This window comes from Bradyrhizobium sp. 155 (assembly GCF_023101105.1).
Lineage (GTDB): Bacteria > Pseudomonadota > Alphaproteobacteria > Rhizobiales > Xanthobacteraceae > Bradyrhizobium > Bradyrhizobium canariense_D.
Window position 1 is genome coordinate 3670969 of record NZ_CP064704.1, and the last position, 16676, is coordinate 3687644.

The 16676-nt window shown below is 63.2% G+C and carries 18 protein-coding genes; 15 read left to right on the forward strand and 3 right to left on the reverse strand.

Annotated elements, in window-relative coordinates; all coding sequences use genetic code 11:
- Nucleotides 1–44: 44 nt before the first annotated feature.
- From IVA93_RS17885 to IVA93_RS17940, 12 genes are all read left to right on the forward strand, one after another.
- On the forward strand, nucleotides 45–1043 hold the full coding sequence (locus IVA93_RS17885; RefSeq protein ID WP_018458062.1) for an MBL fold metallo-hydrolase: 999 nt from the start codon (nucleotides 45–47) through the stop codon (nucleotides 1041–1043).
- 175 nt (nucleotides 1044–1218) lie between these two features.
- Nucleotides 1219–1770, forward strand: a complete 552-nt coding sequence (locus IVA93_RS17890) for an NADPH-dependent FMN reductase (protein WP_247789894.1) — start codon at nucleotides 1219–1221, stop codon at nucleotides 1768–1770.
- A 209-nt stretch (nucleotides 1771–1979) separates the two neighbouring features.
- Nucleotides 1980–2297 carry an FtsB family cell division protein gene (locus tag IVA93_RS17895; RefSeq protein WP_007590617.1) on the forward strand — a complete coding sequence of 106 codons (318 nt, stop codon included), beginning with the start codon at nucleotides 1980–1982 and terminating at the stop codon, nucleotides 2295–2297.
- A 311-nt stretch (nucleotides 2298–2608) separates the two neighbouring features.
- On the forward strand, nucleotides 2609–3631 hold the full coding sequence (gene pdhA / locus IVA93_RS17900; protein ID WP_085395047.1) for a pyruvate dehydrogenase (acetyl-transferring) E1 component subunit alpha: 1023 nt from the start codon (nucleotides 2609–2611) through the stop codon (nucleotides 3629–3631).
- Between the two features lie 29 nt (nucleotides 3632–3660).
- Nucleotides 3661–5049 carry a pyruvate dehydrogenase complex E1 component subunit beta gene (locus tag IVA93_RS17905; protein ID WP_026233491.1) on the forward strand — a complete coding sequence of 463 codons (1389 nt, stop codon included), beginning with the start codon at nucleotides 3661–3663 and terminating at the stop codon, nucleotides 5047–5049.
- Between the two features lie 3 nt (nucleotides 5050–5052).
- A complete protein-coding gene (locus IVA93_RS17910; protein WP_007590623.1) occupies nucleotides 5053–5355 on the forward strand; it encodes a DUF5076 domain-containing protein in 303 nt (100 codons plus the stop codon).
- Nucleotides 5356–5357: 2 nt separating this feature from the next.
- Nucleotides 5358–5810: a nucleoside deaminase gene (locus IVA93_RS17915; protein ID WP_018458058.1), complete on the forward strand. Its 453-nt coding sequence runs from the start codon at nucleotides 5358–5360 to the stop codon at nucleotides 5808–5810.
- A 60-nt stretch (nucleotides 5811–5870) separates the two neighbouring features.
- Nucleotides 5871–7220 carry a pyruvate dehydrogenase complex dihydrolipoamide acetyltransferase gene (locus tag IVA93_RS17920; protein WP_018458057.1) on the forward strand — a complete coding sequence of 450 codons (1350 nt, stop codon included), beginning with the start codon at nucleotides 5871–5873 and terminating at the stop codon, nucleotides 7218–7220.
- A gap of 48 nt (nucleotides 7221–7268) precedes the next feature.
- A complete protein-coding gene (locus IVA93_RS17925; protein ID WP_247296603.1) occupies nucleotides 7269–7475 on the forward strand; it encodes a hypothetical protein in 207 nt (68 codons plus the stop codon).
- 17 nt (nucleotides 7476–7492) lie between these two features.
- On the forward strand, nucleotides 7493–8914 hold the full coding sequence (gene lpdA / locus IVA93_RS17930) for a dihydrolipoyl dehydrogenase (RefSeq protein WP_018458055.1): 1422 nt from the start codon (nucleotides 7493–7495) through the stop codon (nucleotides 8912–8914).
- A 145-nt stretch (nucleotides 8915–9059) separates the two neighbouring features.
- The gene (locus IVA93_RS17935; protein WP_247296605.1) at nucleotides 9060–10301 is read left to right on the forward strand and encodes a threonine synthase; all 1242 of its coding nucleotides are present in this window, start codon (nucleotides 9060–9062) and stop codon (nucleotides 10299–10301) included.
- Between the two features lie 86 nt (nucleotides 10302–10387).
- Nucleotides 10388–11356, forward strand: a complete 969-nt coding sequence (locus IVA93_RS17940) for a tripartite tricarboxylate transporter substrate binding protein BugD (protein ID WP_018458053.1) — start codon at nucleotides 10388–10390, stop codon at nucleotides 11354–11356.
- A 32-nt stretch (nucleotides 11357–11388) separates the two neighbouring features.
- On the opposite strand, the gene IVA93_RS17945 is transcribed toward IVA93_RS17940, so the two are convergent.
- The 3 genes from IVA93_RS17945 to IVA93_RS17955 all read right to left on the reverse strand — a co-directional run bounded on the left by IVA93_RS17945 (nucleotide 11389) and on the right by IVA93_RS17955 (nucleotide 14964).
- Nucleotides 11389–11775, reverse strand: coding sequence for a response regulator transcription factor (locus IVA93_RS17945; RefSeq protein ID WP_018458052.1), 387 nt, complete (start codon nucleotides 11773–11775; stop codon nucleotides 11389–11391).
- Between the two features lie 85 nt (nucleotides 11776–11860).
- A complete protein-coding gene (locus tag IVA93_RS17950; protein WP_018458051.1) occupies nucleotides 11861–12532 on the reverse strand; it encodes a response regulator transcription factor in 672 nt (223 codons plus the stop codon).
- Nucleotides 12529–14964, reverse strand: coding sequence for a PAS domain-containing sensor histidine kinase (locus tag IVA93_RS17955; RefSeq protein WP_247370298.1), 2436 nt, complete (start codon nucleotides 14962–14964; stop codon nucleotides 12529–12531). Before IVA93_RS17955 ends, IVA93_RS17950 begins: the two co-directional genes overlap by 4 nt.
- A 744-nt stretch (nucleotides 14965–15708) precedes the next feature.
- Here IVA93_RS17955 and IVA93_RS17960 point away from each other — a divergent pair.
- Genes IVA93_RS17960 through IVA93_RS17970 form a run of 3 tightly spaced genes read left to right on the forward strand, consistent with a single transcriptional unit; the run spans nucleotide 15709 to nucleotide 16619 of the window.
- Complete coding sequence (locus IVA93_RS17960) at nucleotides 15709–16077, forward strand: hypothetical protein (RefSeq protein ID WP_231188449.1); 369 nt, start codon at nucleotides 15709–15711, stop codon at nucleotides 16075–16077.
- Nucleotides 16074–16262 (forward strand): hypothetical protein, encoded by a 189-nt coding sequence (locus tag IVA93_RS17965; protein WP_039800268.1) that lies wholly within the window; start codon nucleotides 16074–16076, stop codon nucleotides 16260–16262. The genes IVA93_RS17960 and IVA93_RS17965 overlap by 4 nt, the downstream gene beginning before the upstream one ends.
- 57 nt (nucleotides 16263–16319) lie before the next feature.
- A complete protein-coding gene (locus IVA93_RS17970; protein WP_018458047.1) occupies nucleotides 16320–16619 on the forward strand; it encodes a hypothetical protein in 300 nt (99 codons plus the stop codon).
- Nucleotides 16620–16676: the final 57 nt, after the last annotated feature.

Below are 16676 nucleotides of genomic sequence, written 5' to 3' on the forward strand. Positions count from 1 at the left end.
CATTTGCACGCGGGAAAACCGCGGGGCGCTCAGAAGGGGACCTCATGACCGATCTTAATCGCCGCCATTTGCTTGCAGGCGCCGCCACCTTCGGTGCGGCTGCCGTGACCGGCTTTGGGCCGACCGTCGCCAATGCCTCAGTACCGCAAGCCGGCACGCAGGCGCCGGGCTTCTACCGCTACAAGGTCGGCAGCTACGAGTGCACCTCCATCAATGACGGTGCGCGCACTTTCCCGATGCCGGACAAGTTCGTCGTCAACGCGCCGAAGGAGGAAGCGCTGGCCGCTGGCGAGGCGGCCTACATGCCGAAGGGCATGGTCACGGTGCCGTTCAACCCGCAGCTCATCAACACCGGCTCCAAGCTCGTGCTGATCGATACCGGCAACGGTGTCGCCAATCTCGAGCCCAGCAAGGGCGCGGTCGGCCGCACGCTGCAGAACCTCCAGGCCGCCGGCGTCGACCCCAAGAGCATCGACGTCGTGCTGCTCTCGCATCTGCATCCCGACCACACCAACGGCATTCGTCTCGCCGACGGCGCGCTTGCCTTCCCCAATGCGGAGATCATGGTGCCAGGCAAGGACTGGGAGTTCTGGACCAGCGAGGACAACGCCGCCAAGGCCGAGTCCAACGCGATGATGAAGACCTACTTCGCCAACGTGAAGAAGACCTTTGCCGGCCTCGAATCCAAGGTGACGAAGTACGAGTGGGGCAAGGAGGTCGCACCGGGCATCACCTCGATCGCGACGCCCGGTCACACCCCGGGGCACACCTCGTTCGCGGTCGCCTCTGGCGATGCCAAGGTGCTGATCCAGTCCGACGTCACCAACATCCCGGAGTTCTTCCTGCGCAATCCGGACTGGCATGTGGTGTTCGACACCGATGCAGCGCTGGCGCAGGAAACCCGCCACAAATTCTACGACATGGCGGCGGCCGAGAAGGCGACCGTGATCGGCTTCCACTTCACCTTCCCCTCGGTCGGCCATGTCGAGAAGGACGGCGCCAAATATCGCCTGATCCCGTCGGCGTGGAATCCGACGATCTGAGCCGATTTGCAGATTTGTACCAGGGATCGGGCCGCCACTTGGCGGCCTGATTGTTTGGGCAACCGTTCAGAAACCCAGCGTTTCCAAATCCGACCGGTCCATGCACTTGCATCTATCGGTCGAGATCGCTTAAGTGCCGACCCGGCACTCCCGCTGAAGATTTCGAGGACACTCCATGGCCTACAATATCGCCACGATCGCCGGCAGCCTGCGTAAGGACAGCTTTTCGCTCAAGATCGCCAATGCGCTCGCCAAGCTCGCGCCGGCCTCGCTCAAGCTCGAGGTCATCACGCCGGCCGGCATCTCGTTCTTCAACCAGGACCTCGAGGGAGCGCCGCCGGCGGATTGGCTGTCTTTCCGCGAAAAAATCCAGAAATCGGACGGCGTCATCTTCGTCACGCCGGAATACAATCGCGCGATCCCGGGGGTGCTGAAGAACGCCATCGACGTCGCCTCGCGGCCCTATGGCAAGAGCTCGTTCAACGATAGGCCGGTCGGCATCATCGCGAACTCGCCGGGCCCGCTCGGCGGCGTCAGTGCCGCCAAGACGCTCCAGAACATCCTGCCGGGCATTTCCGGCCCGATCATGCAGCAGCCGGAGGCCTATCTGAACGGGGTGGGCGACGCGTTCGATGCCGACGGCAACCTGACCAAGGAGTCCCTGAAGCCGGTGCTCCAGGCCTATATCGACGCGTTTGCGGTGCACGTCGCGAAGCATCACGGCTGAGGCCGCGAACCCCGGGTCTCCGTCATGGCCGGGCAAAAGCGCGAAGCGCGTCTTCGCGCTAGATGTCCCGGCCATCCACGTCTTTGCCAAATTGACGAAGAACGTGGATGCCCGACACAAGGCCGGGCATGACGGCTGAGCCAGGCATTGGAACGCCAAGCGGGCGGGCAATTAGCACGCCCTTAACCAACCTGTCCCATCTTCCCAGGATGGTCTCCCGCGCGCGCCTGAAATCGATCCTGACCGGTCTTGCCCTCTATGCGATGGCGGCCGCCATCGTCGGCTATTTCGGCGTCAACGCCTATACCGGCAAATACGGCCTCAACGCCCGCCAGGAGCTCGACCAGGAGATCGTGGCGCTGACCAGCGAACTCGCGCAGCTCAAGCGCGAGCGCGCCAGGAGCGAGCAGCGCGTTTCGCTGCTGCGCTCCGCGAAGATCGACCCCGACATGCTGGACGAGCGGGCGCGCTTCCAGCTCGACTACGTCAATCCGCGCGATCTCGTCCGGACGATCCCGGCGAACTGACACGCGAGCGGCACAAGCGCCATTTGCGGGGTTTGCGGTCTGCCGCTGACTCCATCGAGCCAGCGCGATTGCGATATGCAAGCAGCCCGTTGCTTCCTGCGGCTGACGTGAGCGGATCTGCGATCGGTATTCCACACACGATGTGGGAGTCGGGGAGCTAAATGTTGCCCGATCCGCGTCAAAGATTTTGCAATATTACGATCGCGTTGCAGTGCGGCATAATGAAAGGCGTGCCATGCCGCCGCGGTGCTTTCCAAGGGCGTTTGACTTGGGTTAGACAGGGCTGAAGTTTTCTCTGACCCGGAATTCCCATGGCCGCACCCAAGAAAGCCGCCGCAAGTACTGCACAGGACAAGACCGACGGCGGTTCGCCCCCGGAATTCACCAGAGAGCAGGAGCTCAAGGCGCTCCGCGACATGCTCCTGATCCGGCGGTTCGAGGAAAAGGCCGGCCAGCTCTACGGCATGGGCGCGATCGGCGGCTTCTGCCACCTTTATATCGGCCAGGAGGCCGTGGTGGTCGGGATGCAGATGGCCCTGAAGCCGGGCGATCAGGTCATCACCGGCTATCGCGATCACGGCCATATGCTCGCCACCGGCATGGAGGCCAAAGGCGTCATGGCCGAGCTCACCGGCCGTCGCGGCGGCTATTCCAAGGGCAAGGGCGGCTCCATGCATATGTTCAGCAAGGAGAAGCACTTTTACGGCGGCCACGGCATCGTCGGCGCACAGGTCTCGCTCGGCACCGGGCTCGCTTTCGCCAATCACTATCGCGACAACGACAATGTCAGCGTCACCTATTTCGGCGACGGCGCGGCCAACCAGGGCCAGGTCTATGAGAGCTTCAACATGGCGGAGCTCTGGAAGCTGCCGGTGATCTACGTCATCGAGAACAACCGCTACGCCATGGGCACTTCGGTCTCGCGCGCCTCGGCGCAGCAGGATTTCTCCAAGCGCGGCGCCTCCTTCAACATTCCCGGCCAGCAGGTCGACGGCATGGACGTCCGCGCCGTGAAGGCCGCCGGCGACGAGGCGACGGCCTGGTGCCGCGCCGGCAAGGGACCCTTCATCCTGGAGATGCAGACCTACCGTTATCGCGGCCACTCGATGTCCGATCCCGCAAAGTACAGAACGCGCGAGGAGGTCGAAAAAGTCCGCCACGACCAGGATCCGATCGAGCAGGTGCGCAACCGCCTGTTGGCCGCCAAGGTCAGCGAGCAGGATCTGAAGGCGATCGACGCCGAGGTGCGCGACATCGTCAACGCGTCCGCCGATTTCGCCCAGCATGATCCCGAGCCGGATGCCGCCGAGCTCTGGACCGATATTTACCGCTGAACGCGCGCAAGCTTTCTTTTGGAGCCGATATGCCAATTCAAGTGCTGATGCCCGCGTTGTCGCCCACGATGGAGAAGGGCAACCTCTCCAAATGGCTGAAAAAAGAGGGTGAGACGATCAAGTCCGGCGACGTCATCGCCGAGATCGAGACCGACAAGGCGACCATGGAGGTCGAGGCGACCGATGAAGGTACGCTCGGCAAGATCCTGATCCCCGAGGGCACCGCCGACGTGGCCGTGAACACACCGATCGCGACAATTCTGGCCGATGGCGAAAGTGCCGCCGATCTCGCCAAGGCGCCCGCGCCTGCCCAGCAGCAGAAGGCTGCCGAATCCGTAGCCCCTGCCGCCGCGAAGACCGAGGCTCCAGCTCCCAAGGCTGCGCCGGCGCCGCAGGCCGTCGCAGAACCCGACCCGGAAGTGCCCGCCGGCACCGAGATGGTGACGCAGACCATCCGCGAAGCCCTGCGCGATGCTATGGCCGAGGAGATGCGCCGCGACGCCGACGTCTTCGTGATGGGCGAAGAGGTTGCCGAATACCAAGGCGCCTACAAGGTGACGCAAGGGCTGCTTCAGGAATTCGGCGCCAAGCGCGTCATCGACACGCCAATCACGGAGCACGGCTTTGCCGGCATCGGCGTCGGCGCCGCGATGACCGGGTTGAAGCCGATTGTCGAGTTCATGACCTTCAACTTCGCTATGCAGGCGATCGACCAGATCATCAACTCCGCGGCCAAGACGCTCTATATGTCCGGCGGCCAGATGGGCTGCTCCATCGTATTCCGCGGGCCCAACGGCGCCGCTTCCCGCGTGGCCGCCCAGCACAGCCAGGATTATTCGTCCTGGTATTCGAACGTCCCCGGCCTCAAGGTCGTCGCGCCGTTCTCGGCCGCTGATTACAAGGGCCTGCTCAAGGCTGCGATCCGCGATCCCAATCCGGTGATCTTCCTCGAGAACGAAATGCTCTACGGCCACACTGGCGAGGTGCCGAAGCTCGACGATTTCGTGATTCCGATCGGCAAGGCGCGCATCGTGCGCTCCGGCAGCCATGTCACGATCATCTCGTGGTCGAACGGCATGAGCTACGCGCTGAAGGCCGCCGACGAACTCGCCAAGGACGGCATCGAGGCCGAAGTGATCGACCTGCGCACGCTGCGTCCGATGGACACCGACACCATCGTCAACTCCGTCAAGAAGACGGGACGTGCCGTCACGGTGGAAGAGGGCTGGGCCCAGAGCGGTGTCGGCGCCGAGATCGCCGCGCGGATCATGGAGCATGCCTTCGACTATCTGGATGCGCCTGTAACCCGGGTCTCCGGCAAGGACGTGCCGATGCCGTATGCCGCGAACCTGGAAAAGCTCGCGCTGCCTTCGGCTGCCGAAGTGGTCGAGGCCGCCAAAGCCGTCTGCTACAGGTAGACCATGGCGGGTCCGAAGGAGCAGCCATTGCCACCCGACGTCCTCGTCCGCGATGATGCGGTCGAGATCCTGCGCGTGTTCGTGCTGGACGGCGGGCTGTCGATGGCGTTCCAGCGGGCCTTCGACGAGCCCGACATGTGGGGCCTGCTGCTCGTCGATCTCGCCCGTCACGCCGCGCGCGCCTATGCGCGCGAGAGCGAATACACCGAGGAGGACGCGCTGAACCGGATCATCGAGATGTTCCAGGCCGAGATCGAGCGTCCCACCGACACCGGCACCACGACGCCGCGCGGGAAGGGGCACTGACCGTGGCGATCGAAGCCTATCATTTCGATTTCATGCTGGAGGCGATCCGCGAGGCGGAAGCCTCGATCGCGCAAGGCGGCCTGCCGATCGGCGCCGTGCTGACCCGCGACAACAAGGTCATTGCCCGCGGCCACAACAACCGCGTGCAGGAAAACAACCCGATCCTGCACGGCGAGATGAGTTGCCTGCGCGAGGCGGGTGCGATTTCGTTCCACGATACCGTCATGTACACCACGCTGTCGCCATGCGCGATGTGTGCCGGTGCGCTCGCACTGTTCAAGGTGAAGCTCGTGGTGATTGGAGAGTCCGTCACCTTCGAGGGCTCCAAGGACATTCTCGACAAGTTCGGCATCTCCTGGATCGACCTTGCCGACGACCGCTCCATCACCATGATGAAGAATTGGCGTTCCATCCCTGCCAATGAGCGCCTGTGGCAGGGCGATATCGGCAACTAACCTGGTCTGTTCGTCTTCGGTCCGGAGACGGATTTTTGCAAAGTTCTTCTTGAGGTCAGCATGCCCATCAACATCCTGATGCCCGCTCTTTCGCCGACGATGGAGAAGGGCAACCTCGCCAAGTGGCTGAAGAAGGAAGGCGACAAGGTCAAATCCGGCGACATCATCGCCGAGATCGAGACCGACAAGGCGACCATGGAGGTCGAGGCCATCGACGAGGGCACGATCGCCAGGATTCTCGTGCCAGAGGGCACGCAGGACGTGCCTGTCAACGACGTGATCGCGGTGCTGGCCGGCGAGGGCGAGGACGTGAAAGCGGCAGGTGCCGCCAAGCCCAGTGCCTCCGCCGCGCCTCCGAAAGCTGCTGAAGCCCCTGCTGCTGCATCGGCTCCTGCGCCTGCTGCGCCCAAAGCGGCGCCGGTGCCCGCCGCAGCACCTGCACCGCAGGCCGCAGCACCGGCTGCGCAGAGCAACGGCCATGCCGGCCGCGTGTTCTCCTCGCCGCTGGCGCGCCGGCTCGCCAAGGAAGCCGGCGTCGATGTTGCGATGGTGACTGGCACCGGCCCGCATGGCCGCGTGGTGGCACGCGACGTCGAGCAGGCCAAGTCCGGCATTGGCCTGAAGGCTCCCGCGGCGACGCCGTCAGGCGCACCCTCGACCGCGCCGACCATGTCGGACAAGCAGATCCTGGCGCTGTTCGAACCCGGCTCCTACGAGGTCGTCCCGCATGACGGCATGCGCCGCACGATTGCGCAGCGTCTGACCGCGTCGATCCAGAACGTCCCGCACTTCTATCTCACGATCGACTGCGACATCGGCAAGCTGCTCGCCGCGCGCGAGGAGATCAATACGGCTGCTCCCAAGGACAAGGAGAAGAAGCCGCTCTACAAGATCTCGGTCAACGACTTCGTCATCAAGGCGATGGCGGTCGCGCTGCAGAAGATCCCGAATTGCAATGTGAGCTGGACCGAATCCGGCATGGTCAAGCACCACCATTCGGACGTCGGTGTTGCGGTGGCAATGCCCGGCGGCCTGATCACGCCGATTATCCGCAAGGCGGAGACCAAGACGCTGTCGACCATCTCCAACGAGATGAAGGATTTTGCGACACGCGCCCGCTCGCGCAAGCTGAAGCCCGAAGAATATCAGGGCGGCACGACGGCCGTCTCGAATCTCGGCATGTTCGGCATTAGCCACTTCACCGCCGTGATCAATCCGCCGCATGCCACCATCCTCGCAGTCGGCACCAGCGAGGAGCGGCCTGTGGTCCGTGGCGGCAAGATCGAGATCGCGAACATGATGAGCGTGACCCTGTCCTGCGATCACCGCGCCATCGACGGCGCGCTCGGCGCGGAACTGATCGGCGCCTTCAAGCAGCTGATCGAAAATCCCGTCATGATGATGGTCTGACGCGCGGTAGAGGGGGCACCGTTGCATGTCCGTACCCGCTGGCCATGGATGTCGCTGCTGCTTGGAGCAGTCGTCGCGCTCAACCCGATTGGGCTCGATCTTCTTTACTCCGCGTTCTTTGCCAGTGAACAACTGGCACGGAACATCGCCCAGCCGGTCGTGCTGATTGCCTTGGCCGTAATGGCTTTGGCGACGATGCTCGAATGGCTGGTGAGGTCTTTTCTGATCAAGCGCCGCGCCCGCGGCGCCTCTTGAGTTGAATGGGAGCCGCCATGGCCGAGACATCCTTCGACATCATCATCATCGGCTCCGGTCCGGGCGGCTATGTCACCGCAATCCGCGCCGCCCAGCTCGGCTTCAAGGTCGCGATCGTCGAGAAATCCTATCTCGGCGGCATCTGCCTGAACTGGGGCTGCATCCCGACCAAGGCGCTGCTGCGCTCGGCCGAGATCTACCACTACATGCAGCACGCCAAGGATTACGGCCTGTCGGCCGACAACGTCTCGTTCGACCCGAAGGCGGTGGTGCAGCGCTCGCGCGGTGTCTCGAAGCGGCTGAACGATGGCGTTGGCTTCCTGATGAAGAAGAACAAGGTCAGCGTGATCTGGGGCGCGGCCTCGATCGATGCGCCCGGCAAAGTCACCGTGAAGAAGTCGGACGTCGAGGGCCCCAAGGGTGCGCTGGGCGAGGGGACGTATCAGGCCAAGCACATCATCATCGCGACCGGCGCGCGGCCGCGGGTGCTGCCGGGCCTCGAACCCGACAAGAAGCTGATCTGGACTTATTTCGAGGCGATGGTGCCGGAGCGGATGCCGAAATCGCTGCTGGTCGTCGGCTCCGGCGCGATCGGCATCGAGTTCGCCTCCTTCTTCCACACCATGGGCTCGGACGTCACCGTGGTCGAAGTGCTGCCGCAGATCCTGCCGGTGGAGGACGCCGAGATCGCCGGCCTGGCCCGCAAGCGTTTCGAGAAGCAGGGCATCAAGATCCTGTCCTCGACCAAGGTGACCAAGCTCGAGAAGAAGGCCGACAGCGTCGTCGCTACCATTGACGACGGCAAGGGCAAGCCTGTGACGACCGAGTTCGAGCGTGTGATCTCGGCGGTCGGCGTCGTCGGCAACATCGAGAACCTTGGACTCGAGAAGCTCGGCGTGAAAACGGATCGCGGCGTCATCGTGATCGACGGCTACGGCAAGACCAACATCCCCGGCATCTATGCCATCGGCGATGTCGCGGGGCCGCCGATGCTGGCTCACAAGGCCGAACATGAAGGCGTGATCTGCGTCGAGGCGATCAAGGGCCTGCATCCGCACGCCATGGACAAGAACCTGATCCCGGGCTGCACCTATTGTCAGCCGCAGGTGGCCTCCGTCGGCCTCACCGAAGCCAAGGCCAAGGAGAACGGCCGCGAGATCCGCGTCGGCCGCTTCCCCTTCGTCGGCAACGGCAAGGCCATCGCGCTCGGCGAGGACCAGGGCTTGGTCAAGGTGATCTTCGACAAGAAGACCGGCCAGCTGCTTGGCGCCCACATGATCGGCGCGGAGGTCACCGAGCTGATCCAGGGCTACGTCGTCTCCATGAACCTTGAGACCACGGAAGAGGAGCTGATGCACACGGTGTTCCCGCATCCGACCCTGTCGGAGATGATGAAGGAAGCCGTGCTGGATGCGTATGGACGGGTGCTGAATATTTGACGGGCGCGCATCGCCGCCCACCACCGTCATTGCGAGCGAAGCGAAGCAATCCAGACTGCCTCCGCGGAAAGACTCTGGATTGCTCCGCTGCGCTCGCAATGACGAGCGGAGGGATCTGTTTGCAAAACAAGAAGGAAATCACCCCATGCAAGACAACGACAACCTCACCATCGAACGCCCGACCTTCGTCACCCATCTCGAATGCGCGATGGAGGGCGATCATTACGCCGCCGACCAGGTCCACAACCTCTCTAAGGCCGGCAAGCCGCTGCTGGTGCGCTACGACCTTGCCGGTGTGAAGACGGCGCTGACGAAAGACGCGCTCGCCCAGCGCCCCGCCGACATGTGGCGCTACCGCGAGCTTTTGCCGGTGCGTAAATGTCGGGATATCGTCTCGCTCGGCGAGGTCACGACGCCGCTGATCCGGCTGCCCAAGCTCGGTGCAAAACTCGGCGGCGGCGAGATCATCGTCAAGGACGAGGGGCGCTTGCCGACCGGCTCGTTCAAGGCGCGCGGCCTCGTGATGGCGGTGTCGATGGGCAAGGCGCTCGGCATCAAGCATATGGCGATGCCGACCAACGGCAATGCCGGCGCGGCGCTCGCGGCTTATGCGACCTCCTGCGGCATCAAGACCACGATCTTCTGCCCGGCCGATACGCCGGAGGTGAACGTCAGCGAGATCGAGCTGCAGGGCGCCACCGTCTACCGCGTCAACGGCTATATCGACGATTGCGGCAAGATCGTCGGCGAGGGCAAGGCGAAAGTCGGCTGGTTCGACACCTCGACCTTGAAGGAGCCGTACCGCATCGAAGGCAAGAAGACGATGGGGCTCGAACTCGCCGAGCAGCTCGGCTGGGACGTGCCCGACGTGATCTTCTATCCGACCGGCGGCGGCACCGGCTTGATCGGCATGTGGAAGGCGTTCGACGAACTAGAGAAGATCGGCTTCATCGGCAGCAAGCGCCCGCGCATGGTCGCGGTGCAAGCCTCCGGCTGCGCGCCCATGGTGCGCGCCTATGAGGCCGGCACCGAGCATGCGACGCGCTGGGAGGACGCTCACACCATCGCGTCAGGCATTCGCGTGCCGCAGGCGATCGGCGACTTTCTCATTTTGCGCGCGGTGCGGCAGAGCAACGGTTTTGCCATTGCCGTCGACGACGATAAGATCTCATCGGCGCTCAGCGAGGTCGCGCGCGAGGAGGGGCTGTTGCTCTGCCCCGAAGGTGCTGCCACCTACGCCGCCTACAAGGACAGCCTCGCCGACGGCCGCGTCAGCAAGTCCGACCGCGTGATGCTGTTCAACTGCGCCACCGGCCTGAAATACCCGCTGCCGCCGGTCACCCGCACGCTCGATCGCCACAAGCCGATCGACTATTCGCAGTTCTAGCGCGGCATTTCGTCCCTTCAGGAACGATCCCTCTTCCCGTACGCGGGAAGAGACTAAAACAACAATGACATTGCTGGGAGAAGACAATGAAGGCCGCCTGGGCTGCGCTGATTGCTATTCTCGCTGTTGCAGGCGCCGCGCGCGCCGACGACTATCCCTCGCGTCCCATCACCATCATCGTTCCCTTCGCCGCCGGCGGTCCGTCGGATGCGATGGCGCGAGTGCTTGCCGAGCGGATGCGGACATCGCTTGGGCAGCCGCTGGTGATCGAGAACGTCACCGGCGCGGGCGGCTCGATCGGCGTCGGCCGCGCCGTGCATTCGGCCCCCGACGGCTACACGATCTCGTTCGGCCATCTCGGCACCCACGTTGCCAACGGCGCCGTCTACAAGCTCAATTACGACCTGGTCGCGGACCTGGAGCCGGTGGTGCTGCTGCCGAGCAATCCGATGATCGTCGTCAGCAAGAACGCGGTGCCCGCGACCTCGCTGAAGGAGCTGCTGGACTGGCTGAAGTCGCGACCGTCGCCGCCGACCGCCGGCACCGCCGGCGCGGGCTCGGGTAGCCACATCGCCGGGGTCTATTTCGAGAGCGTCAGCGGCATCAAGCTGCAATACGTACCGTATCGCGGCACCGCGCCCGCCCTGAACGATCTCATTGCCGGCCAGATCGACATCATCGTCGACCAGACCTCGAACTCCATCAACCAGGTCCGCGCCGGCACCATTCGCGCCTACGCCATCACCGATGACAGGCGCCTGTCGTCGGCGCCCGACATCCCGACGGCGGAGGAGGCGGGCCTGAAGGGCTTCAACATGACGCTCTGGTCCGGCATGTGGGTGCCGAAGGGCACGCCAAAGGCGATCGTCGCCAAGCTCAATGCCGCTGCCGTGGAAGCGCTGAACGATCCCGGCGTGAAGAAGCAGCTCGAAAGTCAGGGGCTTGAGATGACACCCCAGGATCAGCTCACGCCCGAGGCCCTGGGCGCCCGCCAGAAGGCGGAGATCGCGAAGTGGTGGCCAATGATCAAGGCGGCGAACATCAAGGTGGAGTGAGCGCCGTGTCGCCAGGGCTCGGCGCCAGCGTATCACGTCTCGGTTTGATCGGAGCCGGACAGGGCCATCCGCAGACATTCAAGCAGAGCGGGCGTGGAGAACGGCTTCGCCAGAAAGCAGATAGCGCCCGCTTTCAGCGCGCGGTCGCGCACGGCATCGTCGGGAAAAGCCGTCATGAAAATGAAGGGCGTGTGGTGACCAAGGCTGCGCATGTGCGTCAAGAGCTCAAGGCCGCCCATCAACGACATCTGCACATCCGCGATCACGCAGGACGTCGTCTTCAGTTCGGCCGATTGAAGAAATTCGTCAGCGGAGCGAAATATGTTGACCGTGTATCCCCGCGACGTCAGCAGATTATTGGTCGCAAGGCGGACTGATCGATCATCGTCGATGACGGAAATGGCCGAGGGGATTGACAAGATGATCGCTCCTGATCGGGGAGCCGCCGATCACGGTGCCGCACTTGACGAAAGTGAGCCCTTGGAGCGAGCTTGAAAAGCATACTTAGGTTTGCACCTTTCCGCCCGGGCGTGAGATTCCGAGCGCCTCCACCATTCTGACGAGATCGGCCAACGACTTGGCGCCCATTTTCCGCATGATCTGCCCGCGGTAGATCTTGACGGTAATCTCAGCCAATCCGAGCTCGGCAGCGACTTGCTTGTTCATCAGGCCGGACGCCACCAGGGCGAGGATGTCGCGCTGGCGCGCGCTTAAACCCTCGAATCGGGACCGCACTCCCGCGACCGACTCCTCGGCATTGCGTCGCTTGCGATCCCGTTCGATCGCGGCCTGAACCGCATCCAGCATGTCCTGGTCGCGCACCGGCTTGGTCAGAAAATCGATGGCGCCGCTCTTCATGGCCCTGACGGTCATCGGAATATCACCATGACCGGTGATGAAGATAATGGGCGTGTGAATGTTCGCCTTCGCTAGGTCCGACTGCAGGTCAAAGCCGCTTGAGCCCGGCAGGCGGATGTCGAGCACAAGGCAGCTGGGGACCGCCGGTGGCTTGGCTTCCATGATCTCCGCCGCGGAGCCGAAAGCCTCGACCTTGAGGCCGACGGATTGAAAGAGGTTGGTGAGCGCACGGCGCATCGATGGATCGTCGTCGACGATCAAGACGATCGGATCGTCGGAACTCGTCTGCACCGTCGCCACCTTGGGAAGGTCGGTCACGACGTGTCCTCGATCGGCAAGGGCAGGGCAATCTGGAATGTTGCTCCGCTTCCGTCATTGGGGAAGGCCGAGAGCCGGCCCGCATGAGCCTCGATGATCGATCGGCAGATCGACAGTCCCATCCCCAGGCCGCTCGGCTTTGTCGTGAAGAAAGGTGTGAAGATGCGCTCCGTCGCGCCGTCGCCGAGGCCGACCCCGCTGTCTGTCACGATCAGGAGCATGCGGCCTTCGCCGTGCTCGCTCGCCTGGCTGGAGCGGATCGCAAGCTCGCGCGGACGGTCCACATTGGCGTGCATGGCTTCAATCCCGTTCATGACCAGGTTGATCAGCACCTGCTGCAGCTGGATCCGGTCGCCGCAAACGCTGGGTAGAGCGGACGCCAGCTCCATTCGTACCGACACGGCATGGGTGGCAAGCTCGCGGCGGACGAGCGCCACCGTCTCCCTGACGAGCTGGTTCATGTCGACCGGAGCCATCTCGATCTCGGTCTTCTTCGCAAGCGTTCTGATCCGGCGGATCACCTCGCTGGCGCGATTGGCGTCCTCGACGATCCATTCCACGGAACGGCGTGCGGCATTCAGTTGGCCTGGTTCGCGGCCGAGCCATCCGATACAGGCATCCGCATTGGAGATCACGGCGGCCAAGGGCTGATTGATCTCGTGGGCGATCGAGGCCGTGAGTTCGCCGAGCATCGTGACACGCGTCACGTGAGCTAGTTCGGCTTGCGCCTTGCGCAGCGCTTCTTCGGCCTGCTCGGCGCGGATGGCCGCCGTCACGTCGCTGCTGACGCCACGATAACCGAGAAAGTTGCCGTTCGCGTCGTGCAAGGGCTTGCCGCTGGTGCGCACGTAGATCGGAGATCCGTTGCGATCCTTGCTTCGGTAGACCAGGTCGCGAAACGGAAGGTGGGCATCGAGCGTCGCGCGATGCCGCTCCCACTTCTCGGGCTCGAGCTCGGCATCGGGTGGAATGTCCCAACGGGCGAGGCCGATCACGCCCGTGGGCACGGGACCGGCCGTGTCGGCATGTTCCGAAATCCGTGTGATACGGTGGTCCGGCCCGCTCTCCCAAAACCAGTCCGAGGCGGTTTCGGCATAGTCGCGAAATCGCTGCTCGGACAGCTTGAGCTCGTCAAAGGCTTTTTGCAGCGCTTGTCTGGCGGCAAACTGCTCGGTGACATCGACGTGGGTGCCGATGATTTCCGTGACATCGCCGTCCCCGCCGACGACGGGATGCCCCTCCGTATGGACGTGTCGTACGGAACCGTCCGGACGCAAAATCCGAAAATCAACTTCGAAAGGCTGCTTTTGCCGGATTGCCTGACGTTCCACATCGACGATCCGGCGAAAGTCTTCGGCGAGGATCCGTTGTTGGAAAGCCTGCGCCGACAGATCGATCTGGTCCGGGTTGAATCCGAACAGGCGATAGAGTTCGGCCGATCGGTAGGCAAACTCCTGACTGCGCACGTTCCAGGCCCAGCTGCTCGTGTGGCTGAGGCGCTGGGCTTCGGTCAGATAGGCTTCGCTGCGACGCAGCCGCTGTTCGGTTTCCTTTGCCGTAGTGACGTCAGTGACCGCTCCGACAAACTCGATGTGGCCGGATCCATGTCTCACCACGCGTGCCACGGAATGGAGATATTTGATGGTTCCATCGGGCATCAGCAGGCGATACTCATGGTCGAAATCGCCGACCTCACGGAAGGCCCGATCAAGGGTCTTGCTGACCGCATTGCGATCTTCCGGATGAATGCGCTGGAAAACGAAATCGAGCGTCGGTTTGACCTGCGGGTCACATTGGAAGATGCGAAAGGTCTCCCTGGACCAGACGGCCTCGCGGGTTGCCAGGCTCAGGCCGAAGCTGCCGGTGCGGCTCAACTCCTGCGCTTGGGCAAGGTAGGCCTCGCTCTGCCGCAGCGCATCCTCCGCCTCCTTGCGCTGGGTGATGTTTTCGCAGGCGACCAGCACGATCGGCGTGCCGTCGCCGCGTCGCATGGCCTTGGCGTTCTCACGGACCCAGAGAACCGAGCCGTCCTTCCGGATCTTGCGAATCTCCCAGGTGTGCGACTGGTCCACGGTTTCCAGGCACAGCCCGACACAGCGACGGACGAAATCGCGGTCCTCTTCGAAAAAGACGTTCAGCACAGATTGGCCGGTCAACTCGGCCGCCGTGTAGCCCAGTTGCGCGGCGCCAAATGTATTTACGTTGAGCACCGTTCCGGCCGGATCGACCATGAAATACATGACCGGATTGTGCTCGAACACTTGTCGCCATTGCTTCACGGCGTCGCGCAGGTCGGCATTGTCCTGCCGCCAGCCATCCCCAGTCGCGGGCTCGCCTTTCCCCGCATTGCCGAGAGATCGAAGCGCCGCAAGGCCGCCGAGCAGGAATTGCGCGGCCGAATTCCCTAGTTTTGCGATCTGGCCAGGCATCATCGCAAGCGTCCCGGCCCGCGTGGGGCAGGGAGAGTAGAGCACTTTGCGACAGCAGGGGCAATTCCCTGATCAAAGCAGGATTCCGCATCGAAAGTTCGCGGGCTCCGTGCAGCTTGCCAGCGTTGCGCCGTCTCGTTGCGAGCGGACGAAACTCCGGTAAATCACCGGACAAACCTATGTATAGGTCGCGCAATCCTAGTCATACGCTGCATTTACCTCCGTACAATTGAGCGGCCCGTCACATGGGGACTAGTCTCACCGGCAATCCAGTGGTGTCGATCGCAACGCTTGAACAGTTGAGTAGCGCGGGGTCGTGCACTCAAGAGGCCAGCTTCGCCTCCGCCGGCGCTGACTTGCCGATGATCTGGTCACGATTGAGAAGCCGCATTTCGTTGACGAACGTGATGATTGTGCATCAGCGCCCGTGGGGATCCTCGACCGTCAGAGGCGCCCATCAGAGGCCAGGAGGAGAGGATCATGTGCGATAAGCCCGAACACTCCGAGCGCCCTTCCGCCGCAAAAAGCTGCGCCGTCTGCAGCGGGAAGTTCGGCCTGATCCGGTATTATTCCTGGCGAGCGCCGCTTTGCTCCCGGAAATGTCTCGATCGCTTCAGAGCGCGCCGCGAACGCGATCGCCGATGGCTGTTTCGGTCTCAGGCGGCGTAAGCACCAGTCACCGGATCCGCTGCGTTCGGCAATTCTGTATCGGGAGGCTGCGCGTTGAACCGTTGTTGCAAGCTCCTCTTGGCGATCACGCTGCCGCTTTCGTTGATGACTGGAGCGGAGGCGGACGAGGCTGGACAGGATGGCGCACATCGTCATCCGCCTCGGGATCTGCTCCTCCACGAGCAGTTCTATTCGAGTTGGCACATGCCGGACAATCCGGTGCTGACTTGCTGCAACAACGCCGACTGCTACCCGACCGAGATACGGCGGGTCGAGGGGAGCATCTACGCGCTGCGCCGGGAAGACGGGAAATACATCCTCATTCCGCCTCAGAAGGTCGAGCGAAACAGGGATAATCCCGACGGCCGCAACCATCTTTGCGCGCCGCCGCCGTCCGCCTCTCTCGTCGACACGGTCTACTGCTTTGCGCTCGGAGGTGCCACATGAGGTTCATATTGGTGAACGGCAGGACCCCTTTTCGCAAAACGTCCTGCCTCTGGTGCTGCGAGGAGATCAGCGGCGGCTATCTGCGCGATGCGAAGACGCTGCTGCCCTACTGCGGCTACGAGTGTTACGCGCTTCATGGCGAAGCTGCGCCGCTGATCGAGGGGCGCACACGAGCGGCGTCTTGAGCGGATAGGAGGGCGAAACGGGCGGTGGATTTGCCGTCCGGGCGAGAGGACATCGCGATGAGATTCATGTTCGTCAATCAGGAAGGGCCTCGCCACGGCGGTACCTGCAGCGCGTGCGCGCAGCCGCTGGGCGCGAGTTACGTCCGCCATGTGCCCGCTGAGCGGCGGTACTGCGACTATGATTGCTACCGTCGATATCAGCAGACGGCGGTGGAAATGCTCTGGCCTTACCGCAGTTCGCTCGAAGCGATCACGGTGTCGAGCTGGAACTGGATACTGCAGACGGGCGCGCTCTCGCGCTCGCTGACGGAAGCATTTCTGCGCGCGTACGAACCCTCTGACCACGGAAGGAGGTGACGGCTCGCCAAACGATGCGGACCCGCGCAGAGAGGTCGGTCGCAGTCACTGCATCCA